Origin of the sequence: Actinoplanes sp. NPDC049316, from assembly GCF_040677315.1 — a bacterium.
In the GTDB taxonomy this organism is placed as follows: Bacteria; Actinomycetota; Actinomycetes; order Mycobacteriales; family Micromonosporaceae; genus Actinoplanes.
In genome coordinates, this window is record NZ_JBFAQM010000003.1 from 110,344 (window position 1) to 124,739 (window position 14,396).

A 14,396-nucleotide genomic window follows, 5' to 3' on the forward strand; every position below is an offset into this window, starting at 1 on the left:
CATTTCCGTCGCCGCGGCCCGGAGGGCGTCGGCGTGACCGAGCCGGGCGACCTGCCCACCCGCGTGCACGACCTGCTCGGCGAGGCGATCCGGATCTACCACGACAACCCGGCCGCGCGGGGGTGGCTCTACCGGCAGGCGGAACGGTTCGCCGGCCCGCTGCGGCTGGCCGTCACCGGAACGCCCGGCGCCGGTAAGTCCACGCTGGTCAGCGCGCTGGTCGGGCAGGGCGTCGCGCTGTCCACCGACGGGGAGGCCGGTCACCGGACGTGGTATTCGGACGGGCCGCAGCCGCGGGCGCAGGTCCGTCCGCTGCAGCGCGCACCGTACGAGCTGCCGCTGCACCGCGACGACCACGGGCTGCGGCTGATCGGCGTACCGGGGGATGCGCTGGAGATTCTTGTCGAGTGGCCGAGCCGGTCGCTGCGGCACACCCACCTGCTGGACACCCCCGGTCTCACCGCTGCCGATGCGGGGTGGCAGACGGCCGCGGAGCTGTGGCAGGAGGTGGACGCCGTGCTGTTCCTCAGCCGTACGCTCTCCGCGGCCGACCTGGGCCGGGTGCCGCCCGTGCGGGGCGGCTGGGCCGCGGCCACCGCGGCGCTGCACGTGATCGCCGTGCTGTCGCGCGCCGACGAGACCGTCGGCGGCCGGGTCGACGCCATGCTCGCGGCGAAGCAGATCGCCCGCCGGCGGCGGCGCGAGCCGGATGTGACGGTGATGTGTCAGGACGCGCTCGCGGTCTCGGGCCTTGTCGGGTACGCCGCCCGCACCCTGCGCCAGGACGAGTTTGACGCCGTGGCGACGCTGGGCACCCTGCCTCGCCCGGAGCTCGAGCCGTACCTGCTGTCCGTGGACCGGTTCCGCGCGGCCGGCGACGCGGTGGCTCTGCCGGCCGACCGCCGCGAACGGCTGCTCGGCCGGCTGGGGCTGACCGGGATCCGCCTGGCCACGACGCTGGTGCGTTCCGGGGCGCACGACACGGCGGCGCTGGCCGAGGCGCTGCAGCGGCACAGCGGGCTCGCGGAGCTGCAGGCGGCGGTCGCGGACCTGTTCTCGGCGCGCCGGGACGTGCTCAAGTCGCGGGTCGCGCTGCTGGCCGTGGAACAGATCGCGCACCGCGAGCCGGGGCCGCAGTCGGCGTACCTGCTGGGGCAGGTCGAGCGGGTGGTCGCCGGGGCGCACGAGTTCGAGGAGCTGCGCCTGCTGGCCGCCCTGCGCACCCGTCGCGCCGGCCTGCCGGGCGAGCTGGCGATGGAGGCGCGCCGGCTCGCCGGCGGAGACGGGCCGACGGTGTTCGAGCGGCTCGGCGTGCCCCCGGAGTCACCGATCGAACACCTGTGGGAGCACGCCGGCGCGGCCGCCGAACGGTGGCGGCACGAAGCCCAGCAAGCAGACCCGGCGGGCCGGCGGGCCGCGCAGGTGGTGCTGCAGAGCTGCGAGGCCATGCTCCAGCAGCTGACCGAGGGCGTTCCCACGACCTGAGAGCCGGGTCGCCCTCCAGGCTCCCGGACGACGCCGCTCAGTGCCGAGCCGACCCGCACGTCGCGGCGGAATCGGCCCGGTCCGGGCCGCGGCAGGTCGGTGCCGGGCCGTGGCAGGCGCGCCCGGTTACCGGGCGGCGTCCGTCAGCGCGCGGGCCGTGATCTCGACCCCCGCTGCCCGGAGCCGGTTCACCAGCGCGTCTCCGATGCCGGTCGCGGGCGTCAGCACCCCTCCCTCCGAGGGCGGCAGCGCCTCGCGGTCGTGGACCAGCGCGAGCGCCGCCTCGCCGAGCATCAGCGCCGTGGCCGCGTACCCGGGATCGCCCTCGGCCCGGAACCGGGCCGTGTAGCGCGCCCCCGTCGTGGTCCGGGTGAAGACGTCCACCGTGAAGTGTCCCTCGCGGCGGGTGCGTTCGTCCGGGCCCTCGCCGGGCTTGGGCAGCAGCCGGTCCAGCAGGAAGCGGGTGGGTGGCAGCCGCAGTCCGGCGACCATCGCGATCATGCCGATCTTCGTGCCGGCGGCGAGGATCGGGGACAGCGGCGACGTGCCGGTGCTCATCGCCTCGCGGTAGCGGAAGCTGCGGCCGTACGCGTAGCCGCGCAACGCGTTGCTGCGCCGTACGACGCGGGTGTTGTAGGAGGCCATGATGAACGGTGCGAGGCTGCCCCGCAGCGACGGGTCGACCTGGTCGCCGCGCAGCGACACCATGTCGTCCTGCCGGCCGAGGTCCGGTTCCGCGGCGCGGTCGGGGGTCAGCGAGTACGGGCCGGCCGCGACCCGCCGCAGCTCCCGGTCCTTGGCCACCGTGTCGAGCTGGTGCCGCATCGAGTCGATGGTGCCGCCGCTGAAGCCGCCCTTCACGGCGGTGACCACGAGCGTCGTGTCGGTGAGCTCGCCGGCGCCGTCGGCCTGGGCCCGCGCGTGCAGGACGTGTACGCCGATGTCGGACGGGATGGAGTCGAAACCGCACGAGTGCACGATCCGGGCGCCGGTGGTGCGCGCGAGCTCGTGGTTGGCGTCGATGCTCTCGCGCACGAACAGCACCTCGCCGGTCAGGTCGACGTAGTCGGTTCCCGCGGCGGCGCAGGCGTGGACGAGGGCCCGGCCGTATTTCGCGTACGGCCCGACGGTCGAGATCACGACCCGGGTGGAGGCGGCAAGCTCGGCCAGCGCGGCATCGTCGGCGGCGTCCGCGACGATGATCGGCCACTGCACGCCCAGCCGGCGGCGTACGGCCTCCAGCCGTTCGGCGGACCGCCCGGCCAGCGCGATGCGGGTCTGATCGGGCGCGTGGCCGGCGAGATGTTCCGCGACCAGCGCGCCCACGAATCCGGTGGCGCCGTAGACGACGATGTCGTGTGCCCTCATGGGCGTCGATTCTGCGGCATGGCGCCGCCGCGCGCGATCTCAGCGCAGCCCGACGCAGTCGTACTCCCAGAACGTGGCGGAATAGACCAGCGTGCCCGTCATCCACGGCTCGTACGCGGGCAGCAGCATGACCTGGAACGCCGCGTCCGGGATCCGCAGCGACGGTTTCCGGAACCCGCGCTCGCCGCCCGGCGTGAAGCCGAGGCGGGAGTAGTACGCCGGGTCGCCCTCCAGGAAGAGCAGCGGCACCCCGCGGGCCGCCACGGTCTCCGCCGCGGCCGCGACCAGCGCGGAGCCGAGGCCCTGCCGCTGGTGGCCGGGCAGCACGGCGAGCGGGCTGAGCACCTGGACGTCCACCAGCCGCGGCGGTGCGTCGAGCAGGCTGCGCGTACACATGACGTGCCCGGTGACCCGGTCGGCCTCGACGGCCACCAGCGACAACGCGTCGGGGTCGTCGCGGCGCAGGCCGTCGACGAGGGCTGCCACCACCGCACCCTGGTCGCCGAACGCGCGACGGTCGACCTCCAGGACGGCGTCGTGGTCGGACGGCTCCTCGCGGCGTATCTGCATGCCGCGGACCGTAGGGGCGTGACCGGTCGCCCGGCCACCGAATTACGACTCGGGGATGGCGGCGGACAGCACCCATGAGGTGCGGCGCGGCCGTCCCTGCAGAGCGATCCGGCCCGTGCACCACAGCAGCACCCGCCCGGGATCGCCCGGCGGCGCGTCGGGGAACAGGCGGTTCAGGACCGCGGCGGCGAGATCGTCCGGAGGCAGCCAGGTGAGGCCGAGGCCCTGGGTGATGTCGTACGTGTGGACGAGCGTCTCGGTGACGCCCAGCGCGGCGAACCCGCCGGCGTCGGCCGGACCCCAGTGCCAGGCCCGGGCGTCGGCGGGCGCCGCGGACACGACGGTGGCCAGCAGGTGACCGGCGGCGGCGATGACCTCGAGGATCTCCGCCGGTGGGGTGCCGGGCCGGACCTCGAGGTCCAGCGGCAGGTAGCGGCGCGGCTCGCGCGCCGCGAGCTGCATCGCGTACGCGGTGAGGTCGTGCGCGATGTGCGCGGCGGTGGTCCGGCAGGTCCAGGTCAGCGAGCCGGCGGCGGCTTCCCAGCCGGCCGATGTGTACGGGCTCAGCACCCGCAGCGTCTCGGCGACGGCCGCCTCGACGTGCCACCCGGTCATCGCGGTCATGGGGGCAGTGTGGCAGGGGAGTGGGGGACGAGGAGGGCGCCTCGTCCCCCGGGGACGGTGTGGGTTAGGGAGCCGGGTCGCGCGGTTGGTGCGTGGTGATCTCCTCAGGTCTCGGACGGACGGTCATGGGAGCGCTCCCATCGACGAATGTAACAGTCTTCACACGGCTGTGACAGAGGTCAGGTGGTCGCGGTGCATGTCAGGCTGGGCGTTCCCGGTGTGCCCGAGCCGATGAAGCCGAACGTGGTGCGGGATCCCGCGGCCACGGACCCGTTGTAGCCGGCGTTGGTCGCCGTCACCGTGGTCCCCGACGCGCTGACCGTGGCGTTCCACGAGTTCGTCACCGCCTGGGCGGAGCCGTACCCGAGGGTCACCTTCCACGACTTGATCGCCGTCGACCCGGCCGTCACGGTCACGTCGGCCTGGTAGCCGCCCTGCCACTGCCCGGTCACCGCGAAGCTCGCCGTGCAGCCGGCCGACGAGGCGGGAGGCGTGGTCGGCGGCGTGGTCGGCGGAGTCGTGGGAGGCGTGGTCGGGGGTGTGGTCGGCGGCGGGGTCGTGCCGGTGCCGCCGAACGAGACGTCGCTGCAGAAGTAGTACGACTGGTCCAGGTGGCTGGCCTGCCAGATCGTGTAGACCATGGCCCGTCCCGTACGCCCGGACAGCGCGACCGGGACGTCGATCTGGACGCCGCCGCTGACCTGGGTCCACCGAGCCGCCGGGGTGTTGCCGATCTGGCTCACCAGGTCGAGGTCGGACCATTTCAGCGCCTGGGTCACCGGGTTGAAGCCGGGCTTGGTGACGTACACCCGGATGTAGTCGGCGCCGTGGCTGGCGCCGTCGAACAGCCGCACGTTGAAGCTGTTGCCGACCGTGGTGGCCGTCCAGTCGCCGACCGCGTCCATCGCGTTGTAGCGGCCGCTCTGGGTGTGGCCGGCGCTGCACAGCTGGCCGTCGGGGATGGCGGCCTGGTGGTTGCCGGCGACACCCTCGCGGAACAGGCCGTTCCAATTCCACATGGCGTTCGGGTCGGCCTGCCACGCCTGCCAGCACATGGGGTCCTGGGTGGCCATGGCCGGGTCCTGGAACTTGCTGCCCCAACGTTCGTAGCAGCCGTAGTTGCGCGATGCGGGACCGGTGACGTTGCCGTGCGCGGCGGCGGGGCCCGACGGCAGGACCACGGCGAACGTCCCGGCGGCGAGCAGGCCGGCGAGCGCGCTGATGAGAAGTCGTGCGCGGAGGAATGAGGACATGCGGGCTCAGCACTCCTGAACTGGAGAGAAAGCGGTTCGGGGAAGGACGGGGACTGCCCTGGTCGCCCGTCGGCCGCGCGGCTCCGGCGGCTGTGCCGCACCCAGCCTCGCCACCCGATCCACAAAAGTCAATGTCCGTAACTTTCGATCCGCCGTCCGGGCGGGGGATGGGCGGGCGCCGGACGGGGTAAGCAGACGCAGGACACGCCAACCCGCTCACCCTGGAGACGAACGCCATGCTCTTCGCACTTCTGCGCCGATACGTCCTGATGGCCGTCGCCGTCCCGCTCGCCGCCGCGGGAGCCCGCAAACTCAGCGACGTGGTGGAGGCCAAGCGCGGCCCCAGCCGCGGCACCCGCCTGCTGCGCAAGGGCGCCGACACTCTGCAGGGCCAGTTCGGCCGGCAGAAGAAGCGCCGCCGGTTCGCCTTCGGCCGCTGATCAGCCGCTGACCAGCGCTGACCAGTGCTGACCAGTGCTGACCAGTGCTGACCAGCCGCTGACCAGCCGCTGACCAGCGCTGACCAGCCGCTACGGCTCCGCCGGCGGCCCGGCCCGCGGCGCCCGGGAGCCGACCGGCCGGGTACGTGCGGGCCGGCTGCGGCCGCCATCCGGGTCCGAGCCCGCGGCGAACCCGGCGGTCGCGTCGCCGGTCCACCGGGCCTGCGACGCGACCGCCCGGCCTCGGCCCGCCACAGCACATCCCTGACGTTACGGGTGCGTCCCGCGGGGGTACTCCCGCCCCGCCGGTGCCGCGGGACGAGGGAGACGACGTGTCGGTCATGCGTACCAAGCCGATCGAGGACGTCATCGCCCAGAGCGGCGACGACGAGGAGGGCGGCGGCCGCCGGCTGCGGCGCCGGCTCGGCCCGGTCGACCTCATGGGATTCGGCATCGGCATCGTCATCGGTACGGGCATCTTCACGCTCACCGGCATCGAGGCCCGCGACCACGCCGGTCCCGCCGTCATCGTGTCGTTCGTCCTGGCCGGCGTGGCGAGCCTGCTCGCCGCCCTCTGCTATGCCGAGCTCGCCTCGAGCGTGCCGACGGCGGGCAGCGCCTACACGTACGCGTACGCCACCATGGGCGAGATCATCGCGTGGATCATCGGCTGGGACCTCGTGCTCGAGTTCGCGCTGGGCGCCGCGGTGGTGGCCCGCGGCTGGTCCGGGTACCTCGCCGAGCTGCTGCACCTGCCGGCCTCGCTGTTCGGCGAGTCCAGCACCGTCAACGTGGGCGCGATCCTCGTCACCGTGCTGCTCGGCGCCGTCGCGACCGTCGGCATCCGGCAGTCGTCGCGGGTCACCAACGCGCTGGTGCTGGTGAAGGTGAGCATCTGCGTCTTCGTGGTGATCGTCGGCGTGTTCTTCGTCAAGGCCGCCAACCTCACCCCGTTCGTACCGCCCGCGCAGCCGGCCGGCGACGACACCTCCGGGCTGGCCCAGCCGCTGTCGCAGGCCCTGTTCGGCATCGAGCCGTCCATGTTCGGCATCGCCGGCGTCCTGACCGCGGCGGCCGTCGTGTTCTTCGCGTACACCGGGTTCGAGGCCGTCGCCAACCTCGGCGAGGAGACCCGCAAGCCGCGCCGCGACCTGCCGCTCGCGCTCTTCGGCACGCTGGGCGTCTCCGCGCTGCTGTACGTGCTGGTGTCGTTCGTGGTGGTCGGCATGGTCGACTACCGGCAGATCGACCCGGGCGCCCCGATCGCCTCGGCGTTCTCCGCCGTCGGCGCCGGATGGGCCTCGTCGCTGGTGTCGATCGCCGCGGTCGCCGGGCTCACCAGCGTCATCCTCGTCGACATCGTCGCCATCGGGCGGATCGGCTTCGCCATGTCCCGCGACCGCCTCCTGCCGCCGGTGGCGGGCGCGGTGCACCCCCGCTGGGGGACGCCGTACCGGATCACGATCGTGGTCACGGCCGGCGTCGCGCTGCTCGCGGGCTTCGTCCCGCTGTCGTCGCTGGCGAACCTGGTCAGCATCGGCACGCTGTTCGCGTTCGTGATCGTCTCGGTGGCCGTACCCGTCCTGCGGCGTACCCGCCCGGGCATGGACCGGCCGTTCCGGGTGCCGTTCTCGCCGGTGCTGCCGGTGGTGTCGGCGCTGGCCTGCCTCTACCTCATGACGAACCTGTCGGTGGAGACCTGGCTGCGGTTCCTGGCCTGGCTGGCCATCGGCATGGCGATCTACCTCGGGTACGGCCGCCGCCGCAGCCGGGTCGCCGAGCGCGAGAAGGTGTCCTGACCCGCCGCCGCAGCCGGGTCGCCGAGCGCGAGAAGGTGTCCTGACCCGCCGCGCATCGCCGGAGCGCCGGCATCACGACGATCGCCCGCGCTAGCGGGAGTCTTCGCCGCGCGGGGCTCCGGGGCTTCCCGGGCGGGAGCCGGCCGGCGCTGAGAGGTCGATGCGCCAGCTGTTGCGGCCGTTGCTGTCGACCAGCTCCACGTGGCTGATCTCCACCGGCCGCCGCGGGCCCGGCACCTCGGGGCCGGCGGCGCGGACCCCGTCGTCGCGGGTGTCGACGACGATCTCGTCCCAGGCGGGCGGGGCCAGGCCGGCGGCGGGCCGGCCGGGGACGTCCCACTCCTGCGGGAGCTGCGCCACGGCTGCGCGGAACGCCTCCCGCACCGCGCGGCCCTCGCGGGCGGCGGGGTCCAGCGGGCACAGGTACGCGGCCAGCGCGGCGCCGAGCCCGTCGTGCTCGCGCAGCGCCTCGTGGCAGGCGGGCATCGTGGCGATCCGGTGCACTGTGCTGTCCTCGTGGCAGAAGTAGACGAGCCGGCCGAGGAAGCCGGGCCGGACCTGCGGACCCGCCATGTGCAGCGGCTCGGCGGACAGGGACCAGCCGTGGTGGCGTGCCTCGGCGGCGACCGCCCGGCGCCGGGCCTCGTCCTGCGGCGCGGCCATCAGGGCGGCGATCGCGCGCCGGACGTCCTCGTCGAGGAGCACCTTGTCCAGGGGCGGTGCGGACTCCTCGCCGCGGGCGACGAAACGGTTGATCCACACCGTACGGTCATCGTCCGGACGACTCGTCCCGGAGAGCCGGATGCGGGCGTCCACGGCGGCCAGCAGCGCGCCGCGCCGCCCGGCGGCGTCCAGCTCGCCGGTGTCGCAGACCTCCAGGTCCAGATCGTGGTGGCCCGGTCCGATCGGGTCGGCGGTCAGCGTGATCCGCGGCGTGGCCAGCACGCCGCCGCCCGGTGCGGTGTCCACCTCGGCGCTGATGTCGGCCAGCGGGCGGATCACCGACCGCGCGATCTGCTCGCGCAGCGCCGGCAGCTCCCGGTCGGTGACGGCGGCCAGGAAGAACGGCCACAGCAGGAACGGCACGGGCTCGCCGGTGACGATGCGATGCCACTCCGGGGTGGAGTCCCGGAACGTGTCGGCGGCGGCCGCCTCCGGGGAGATCTTCTCCGTCCGCCAGAACTCGTCGGCCGTCCCGCCCGTGGCGCCGTGCCGCACCGTGCGGTGCAGCAGCAGCCAGCCGCCGGTGGGACCGTGCGGCACCCAGACGAACCGCGTCGTGACGGTCTTCGACCCGCTGCCCCGGCTCATCCGGTCTCCTTCGCCGACGCTGTGACTCACCGGAGCAACTTAGCGCCGGTGGGCGGCTCCGTCACCGATCGGCCACTGTTGATCTCCGCCGGTGTCGATGTGGATCTCTTCCAGCGGGTTTCCGGCGATGATCCGGCGCGAGCCGTACGGGAGAGCGTTCTCCCGTTTTAGGGTGAGCACGCCGGAACTTCCGCAGGACCCGGGAGGACAGATGCGCATCAACGACGTACTGCGCGACAAGGGCGACCGAGTCGTCACAGTGACCCCCGACCTCACCGTCCAAGGGCTGCTCACCACGCTCGCCGAGCACCGCATCGGCGCCGTCGTGGTGACCGCCGACGGCACCACCGTCGACGGCATCGTCAGCGAACGCGACATCGTCCGCGCGCTCGCCGAGCGCGGCGCCGCCGTGCTCGCCGAACCCGTCTCCGCGATCCAGACCACCCGGGTGCACACCGTGGCACCCGACGCCGACATCGCCGAGGTGGAACGGCTGATGACCGAGCGCCGGTTCCGCCACGTCCCGGTCGTGGCGGGCGGCCGTCTCGCCGGCATCGTGAGCATCGGCGACGTGGTCAAGAAGCGCATCACCGAGCTCGAGGTGGAACGCAGCGCGCTCAGCGGCTACATCACCGGCGAGCGGGCCTGATGATCGACGACACGGACCTGCGCCACCTGCGCCGCTGCATCGAGCTGGCGGCGCAGGGACGGTCTACACCTCCGGCGAGCACTGCCCGATGTTTGCCGCGGCGCACGGGTGGGTCGGCCTGGGCCGCATCGTGTCCGCGACCTCGTCGCAGCAACTGACCGGCTGGCGCGCCGAGCTGGGCCGCGCACCCGGGCCGGTCCGGCCGTTGAGCATCCGCGAGGTGGTCCCCGGCGCGGTGGTCGACGGCCCGGTCCCGGATCTCGGCGAGGAGGTACGCCGCCTGCACGCCGCGATGCCGGCGCCGGCCCGGACGACCGGCGCCGGGTGACGTCAAGGGGCAGGACGCGTACCGGACGCCGCGCGACCTCCCCGCGGTCCCATCGATGTCCTCACCGCCGGAGCCGCGACGCCGGCGTCGTTCTGGGCCCGGCTCGCCGCCGCGGAGAGCCCGCCGGGACGCGGCCGCAAATCCGATGGTTGATCAAGGTATTACAGGGGTACGCGGCCGTGCCGTGACGGACTTCAAAGACGTAGGAGCCCCCGCTGCCACGCGTGTGGTCTGCCCCGACAGCCCCGGACTCGCCTTCCTGGCAGCTGCGGCCCGGGCGGTACGCGGCCGGGACTGCCGCGGGCTGGACCGGGTGCCGACGCTCGGGCAGCGGCGGCCGGTGCGGGACGGACTGCGCTCGGAGACCCTCGTGTACGACGCGGCCGAGGAGGTGCTGCCGGTCGGGCTGGCCGCCCGGCTGGACGCCGACGCGGTGGCCGCGTGGATCACCGGGCACTACCCGGCGGACGACTACCCGGCCGTGGTGCTCGGCTCGGCGCACGGCGCGGCCGTGCATCTGGCGGCGGCGCTCGGCGCGCCCTGGCTGCCCAGCGGTTTCACCGTCACGGTGCCGTGGCCCGGCGGCAGCCCGGGGGACTGGGAGGGCGCCATGGACTGGGGCGGGGTGATCGCCGACGCGATCGTCGCCGCCAACCCGGCGGTCTCCGTACGCCAGGTCCACGACCCGTTGCTCCGCGGGCATCTGTGCGGGACCACGATCACCCTGCACGTGCGGTGGCGGACGCTGCCCCCGGCGTACCGGAGCTTCCTGGCCCGGCTCCGGCCGGGCGCGGGCGCGCTGATGGTGCGCGACATCCGCACCTGGCCGACGTTGGATCTCGCGCCGGGACACAGCTTCCAGCTGGGCAGCCCGGTGAGCGGGTGGGCGCCGGACGACTACACGATGGACAATCCACTGTTCCGCCGGACGCTCGCCGGGCTGGACGAGGGTACGTGGACCAGCCCGTACCTCGATGCTCCCCGGCGCTGCGCCGACCAGGCCGGGGAGGCGGGGTTCGATCACGATCTGCGCCGGCACACGGCCCCCGTGCACCGTGTCCTGTACGCGCGTCCGCAGGCGTTGAGCATCTTCGTCGCCGAGGTGTACCGGCGGTCGCTCGCCGGGCGTGCCGGCGGGCGGCACTGCGCCGTCACGTCCGGCACGCTGGTCGACCCGGGACGCGTGCTGGCCGCGGGGCTGGTGCCGTACTGGTGCGAGTCGGCGTCGCGGCAGGCGGCCGACGCGGCGGAATGGTGGCTCGCCGGCTCGGCCGCGTTCGACGCGGTCACGGTCGTGCCGCAGCCGCCCGGGCTGCGGTGCGAGGCGCACGCGGGTGCGCGGCAATGGCGGTCGGTCGCCGCGTTCGGGCGGCAACAGTCCACGGTGGACCCGGTCGCCATGGGCCGGTATCCGCTGTTCCCCCTGCCGACCTCGCACGCCACCTCGGCGCTCGCCGAGACGACGACGGGCGCCGACGTGGCCGAGCCGCTGCGGCTGACCACCGGCGACGTGCTGGATGCCCTCTTCGACACCGGGCCGACGCTCGGACTGCTGGTCAGCTGAGCGCACTCCGGACTGCCCGGGACGGCAGCGGGCCGGCCGGTCCGGGCATAGGTTGAGAGCATGGAATATCGCCAGCTCGGCCGGTCCGGCCTCCGCGTCTCCGTCCTCACCATGGGAACCATGACCTTCGGCGGAAAGGGCGACTTCGCCGTCGTCGGCGCCACCGACGTCACCGAGGCCCGCCGGCAGGTGGACCGCTGCCTCGACGCGGGCGTCAACCTCATCGACACCGCCGACGTGTACTCCGAGGGGCTGTCCGAGGAGATCGTCGGCGAGGTGCTCGAGGGCCGCCGCGACGACGTGCTCGTCGCCACCAAGGTGCGGATGCCGATGGGTCCCGGCCCCAACGACGCCGGCCTCTCCCGGCACCACGTGATCGCCGGGTGCGAGGCCAGCCTGCGCCGGCTGCGTACCGATCACATCGACCTCTACCAAGTCCACGAGTGGGACGGGCAGACGCCGCTGGAGGAGACCCTCGAGGCCCTCGACCTGCTGGTGCAGCAGGGCAAGGTGCGTTACGTCGGCGTCTCCAACTACGCCGGGTGGCAGCTGATGAAGGCGCTCGGCACGGCCGAGCGGATCGGCGCGCCGCGCTTCGTCAGCCAGCAGATCTACTACTCGCTGCAGGCCCGCGACGCCGAGTACGAGCTCATCCCCGCCGCCGTCGATCAGGGCCTGGGGGTGCTGGTGTGGAGCCCGCTCGCCGGTGGCCTGCTCTCCGGCAAGTACCGGCGCGGCCAGCAGCCGCCCGAGGGTTCGCGCCAGCTCACCGACTGGAACGAGCCGCCGGTGCACGACCAGGAGCGGCTCTACGACACCGTCGAGGTGCTCGTCGCCGTCGGCCGGGACCGGGGTGTGTCGGCGGCGCAGGTGGCGCTGGCGTACCTGCTCGGCAGGCCCGCGATCACCTCGCTGATCATCGGCGCGCGGACCGGGAAGCAGCTCGCGGACAACCTCGGGGCCGCCGAGCTCACGCTGAGCGCCGAGGAACGGGCCCGCCTGGACGAGGCGAGCGCGCTGCCGCTGCTGTACCCGTACTGGCACCAGGCCAAGACGGCCCGTGACCGGCTGTCCCCGGCCGACCTCACCCTGCTCGGACCGCACCTCTGAGCATCAGGCCGGCCCTCGGTCCACGAACGTGAAGGAGGTCCGCGCGTCGTCGTCATCCTTGCGGACGACGACGCGCGAGCTCTCCTGCGACCACTCGAGAGTGCCGAAGGCCGGATTGGCGATGTGGTACGCCGCGCGGCCCCGCGCGTCCTTCTTCCCGGTGGCGGTGAAGGTGAAGGCGGTGGCGTCGGTGCGACGGCAGGGGGCGGTCACCAGCACGCCGTCGGCCCCCGGGTTGACGCGCACGCCGAGGCACATCTCGCCGAAGTCGCCGGTGAGCCACTTGATCTGGTAGCCGGCGCCGTACGGCACGAGCGTGAAGTGACTCTCGCGCTCGGCACCGCCCACCTCGCCGGTCCGGCTCACCTCGCCGCCGTTCGGGAAGATCCACACGTCGTCGTCGACCTCGACCAGGTGCAGCACGCCGCGGCGCCCGGCCGCCAGGGGGCCCGGCGTTCTCGGAGCGGTGGTGGCCGCGGTGGCGTCGGTGCGCACCACCGCGGCGGGCTCACCGCCGTCCCCGGTCAGGGCGTTCACGGCGAGGCCGGCGCCCGCGAGCACCGCCAGCGCCGCGCCGGCCACGGCCGCCCGTCGCCGCCCGCGTGGCTTCCCCGCGATCCGATCCGGCGCCGGCGGGATCGCGTGCCGCTGGTCCGGCGCCGGCGGGATCGCGTGCCGCTGGTCCGGCGCCGGTGGGATCGCGTGCCGCTGGTCCGGCGCCGGTGGGATCGCGTGCCGCCGGTCCGGCGCCGGTGGGATCGCTTGCCGGGGGGTGTCGTTCACCAGCGTGTCCAGCACCTCGCGCGCGGCCGGGCGGTCGGCGGGGTCCTTGGCCAGGGTCCGTTCGACCAGGCCGCGCAGCGGTGCGGGCACGCCGGCCAGATCGGGCGGCTGGGTCATGATGCGTACGGCGGTGCCCGTGGCGGAGTCGGCGGCGAACGGCGTACGCCCGGTCGCCGCGTACGTCACGACGGCCCCGAAGGCGAACACGTCCGCGGGAAAACCGATGCGGCCGTCCGGGTCCGGCTCGAAGCGCTCCGGGGCCATGTACGCCACCGTGCCGATCATCTGGTCGGTGGCGGTGTGCCGGCTGGTCGCCTCCAGCGGCCGCGCGATGCCGAAGTCGATGACCTTGACGCCGCCCAGGCCGAGCAGGACGTTTCCCGGCTTGAGGTCGCGGTGGACCACCCCGGCGCCGTGGATCGCGGTCAGCGCGGTGGCGACGCCGATCGCGAGGCTCTGCAACGCCGTGCCGCTCAGCGGGCCCGACTCGCGCACGACCGTGGCGAGGCTGGGCCCGTCCACGTACTCGACCACCAGGTACGGCGGGTCGTGGCCGGCGTCGGCGTCGAGCACCTCCGCGGTGCAGAACGGCGGCACCTCCCGCGCCCGGTTCACCTCACTGCGGAAACGCGCCCGGTACGCCGGATCGGCGCCGAACTCCGCGCGCAGGGCCTTGACGGCGACGCGGCGGCCGTCCGGGGCGCGGCCCAGGAAGACCGTGCCCATCCCGCCCTGCCCGAGCCGGCCGAGCAGCTCGTAGCCGCCGAGACGGCCGGGGTCGCCGGGGCGCAGCGGCATGATCATCCGAGCCTCCCACCGGTGTCCGCGGCACGCGAGGAGGGACCCTACCGCGGACCCCGGCGCCGGTAGTGCTGGACCACCAGCCCGGCGGCGCAGGCGAGGGTGACGACGCCGAACGCGGCGCCGATGACGACGTGGTTCCCGGAGCTCGAGGCGATCGCGTTGGCGACGGCGCTGAGCACGAGGCCCACCCACAGCAGCGGGCGCAGGACACCGGTGTTCTCGTGGTTCTCGCTGTTCTCGGTCATATCCGGAAACCTACGGAGCCCCCGGGCCGGCGACGATCCCGCCAGCGCGCCCTTCGGGGTACA

General features: G+C 74.0%; 14 protein-coding genes. 7 read left to right on the forward strand and 7 right to left on the reverse strand.

All coding sequences use genetic code 11. The annotated features are described in order from the left end of the window. The first annotated feature begins 33 nt into the window (after nt 1-33). A complete protein-coding gene (locus AB0K03_RS05775) occupies nt 34-1,485 on the forward strand; it encodes a GTPase domain-containing protein (protein WP_364681018.1) in 1,452 nt (483 codons plus the stop codon). A gap of 126 nt (nt 1,486-1,611) precedes the next feature. Here the strand turns inward: AB0K03_RS05775 and AB0K03_RS05780 are convergent, their stop codons facing one another. From AB0K03_RS05780 to AB0K03_RS05795, 4 genes are all read right to left on the reverse strand, one after another. Continuing rightward, nucleotides 1,612-2,853 carry a saccharopine dehydrogenase NADP-binding domain-containing protein gene (locus tag AB0K03_RS05780; protein WP_364681020.1) on the reverse strand — a complete coding sequence of 414 codons (1,242 nt, stop codon included), beginning with the start codon at nt 2,851-2,853 and terminating at the stop codon, nt 1,612-1,614. Between the two features lie 39 nt (nt 2,854-2,892). Further along, nucleotides 2,893-3,423 carry an N-acetyltransferase gene (locus tag AB0K03_RS05785; RefSeq protein WP_364681023.1) on the reverse strand — a complete coding sequence of 177 codons (531 nt, stop codon included), beginning with the start codon at nt 3,421-3,423 and terminating at the stop codon, nt 2,893-2,895. A 42-nt stretch (nt 3,424-3,465) separates the two neighbouring features. After that, nucleotides 3,466-4,047 (reverse strand): maleylpyruvate isomerase N-terminal domain-containing protein, encoded by a 582-nt coding sequence (locus AB0K03_RS05790; RefSeq protein ID WP_364681026.1) that lies wholly within the window; start codon nt 4,045-4,047, stop codon nt 3,466-3,468. A 179-nt stretch (nt 4,048-4,226) separates the two neighbouring features. Then, on the reverse strand, nt 4,227-5,300 hold the full coding sequence (locus AB0K03_RS05795) for a lytic polysaccharide monooxygenase (protein WP_364681028.1): 1,074 nt from the start codon (nt 5,298-5,300) through the stop codon (nt 4,227-4,229). Nucleotides 5,301-5,536: 236 nt separating this feature from the next. Between AB0K03_RS05795 and AB0K03_RS05800 the strand changes: the two genes are divergently transcribed. Beyond that, nucleotides 5,537-5,740 (forward strand): hypothetical protein, encoded by a 204-nt coding sequence (locus AB0K03_RS05800; RefSeq protein ID WP_364681031.1) that lies wholly within the window; start codon nt 5,537-5,539, stop codon nt 5,738-5,740. 341 nt (nt 5,741-6,081) lie between these two features. After that, complete coding sequence (locus tag AB0K03_RS05805) at nt 6,082-7,539, forward strand: amino acid permease (RefSeq protein ID WP_364681719.1); 1,458 nt, start codon at nt 6,082-6,084, stop codon at nt 7,537-7,539. Between the two features lie 90 nt (nt 7,540-7,629). Here the strand turns inward: AB0K03_RS05805 and AB0K03_RS05810 are convergent, their stop codons facing one another. After that, nucleotides 7,630-8,850, reverse strand: coding sequence for a hypothetical protein (locus AB0K03_RS05810; RefSeq protein ID WP_364681034.1), 1,221 nt, complete (start codon nt 8,848-8,850; stop codon nt 7,630-7,632). 211 nt (nt 8,851-9,061) lie between these two features. Between AB0K03_RS05810 and AB0K03_RS05815 the strand changes: the two genes are divergently transcribed. The 4 genes from AB0K03_RS05815 (at nt 9,062) to AB0K03_RS05830 (ending at nt 12,501) form a co-directional block, all read left to right on the forward strand. Next, nucleotides 9,062-9,499 (forward strand): CBS domain-containing protein, encoded by a 438-nt coding sequence (locus AB0K03_RS05815; protein ID WP_364681037.1) that lies wholly within the window; start codon nt 9,062-9,064, stop codon nt 9,497-9,499. Between the two features lie 88 nt (nt 9,500-9,587). Next, nucleotides 9,588-9,827 (forward strand): hypothetical protein, encoded by a 240-nt coding sequence (locus AB0K03_RS05820; RefSeq protein WP_364681039.1) that lies wholly within the window; start codon nt 9,588-9,590, stop codon nt 9,825-9,827. A 184-nt stretch (nt 9,828-10,011) separates the two neighbouring features. Continuing rightward, entirely contained in the window at nt 10,012-11,391 is a 1,380-nt protein-coding gene (locus AB0K03_RS05825; protein ID WP_364681042.1) for a hypothetical protein, read from the forward strand. A gap of 60 nt (nt 11,392-11,451) precedes the next feature. Then, entirely contained in the window at nt 11,452-12,501 is a 1,050-nt protein-coding gene (locus AB0K03_RS05830; protein WP_364681045.1) for an aldo/keto reductase, read from the forward strand. Nucleotides 12,502-12,504: 3 nt separating this feature from the next. On the opposite strand, the gene AB0K03_RS05835 is transcribed toward AB0K03_RS05830, so the two are convergent. Next, entirely contained in the window at nt 12,505-14,088 is a 1,584-nt protein-coding gene (locus AB0K03_RS05835) for a serine/threonine-protein kinase (RefSeq protein WP_364681046.1), read from the reverse strand. Between the two features lie 41 nt (nt 14,089-14,129). Next, a complete protein-coding gene (locus AB0K03_RS05840) occupies nt 14,130-14,333 on the reverse strand; it encodes a hypothetical protein (protein WP_364681049.1) in 204 nt (67 codons plus the stop codon). Nucleotides 14,334-14,396 lie beyond the last annotated feature (63 nt).

Bases quoted from the DNA above. Each gene is read 5' to 3' on its own strand.
- AB0K03_RS05835 (WP_364681046.1), bottom strand. From the start codon at position 14,088: ATGATCATGCCGCTGCGCCCCGGCGACCCCGGCCGTCTCGGCGGCTAC.
- AB0K03_RS05815 (WP_364681037.1), top strand. From the start codon at position 9,062: ATGCGCATCAACGACGTACTGCGCGACAAGGGCGACCGAGTCGTCACA.
- AB0K03_RS05780 (WP_364681020.1), bottom strand. From the start codon at position 2,853: ATGAGGGCACACGACATCGTCGTCTACGGCGCCACCGGATTCGTGGGC.
- AB0K03_RS05840 (WP_364681049.1), bottom strand. From the start codon at position 14,333: ATGACCGAGAACAGCGAGAACCACGAGAACACCGGTGTCCTGCGCCCG.
- AB0K03_RS05810 (WP_364681034.1), bottom strand. From the start codon at position 8,850: ATGAGCCGGGGCAGCGGGTCGAAGACCGTCACGACGCGGTTCGTCTGG.
- AB0K03_RS05790 (WP_364681026.1), bottom strand. From the start codon at position 4,047: ATGACCGCGATGACCGGGTGGCACGTCGAGGCGGCCGTCGCCGAGACG.
- AB0K03_RS05830 (WP_364681045.1), top strand. From the start codon at position 11,452: ATGGAATATCGCCAGCTCGGCCGGTCCGGCCTCCGCGTCTCCGTCCTC.
- AB0K03_RS05800 (WP_364681031.1), top strand. From the start codon at position 5,537: ATGCTCTTCGCACTTCTGCGCCGATACGTCCTGATGGCCGTCGCCGTC.
- AB0K03_RS05785 (WP_364681023.1), bottom strand. From the start codon at position 3,423: ATGCAGATACGCCGCGAGGAGCCGTCCGACCACGACGCCGTCCTGGAG.
- AB0K03_RS05820 (WP_364681039.1), top strand. From the start codon at position 9,588: ATGTTTGCCGCGGCGCACGGGTGGGTCGGCCTGGGCCGCATCGTGTCC.
- AB0K03_RS05795 (WP_364681028.1), bottom strand. From the start codon at position 5,300: ATGTCCTCATTCCTCCGCGCACGACTTCTCATCAGCGCGCTCGCCGGC.
- AB0K03_RS05805 (WP_364681719.1), top strand. From the start codon at position 6,082: ATGCGTACCAAGCCGATCGAGGACGTCATCGCCCAGAGCGGCGACGAC.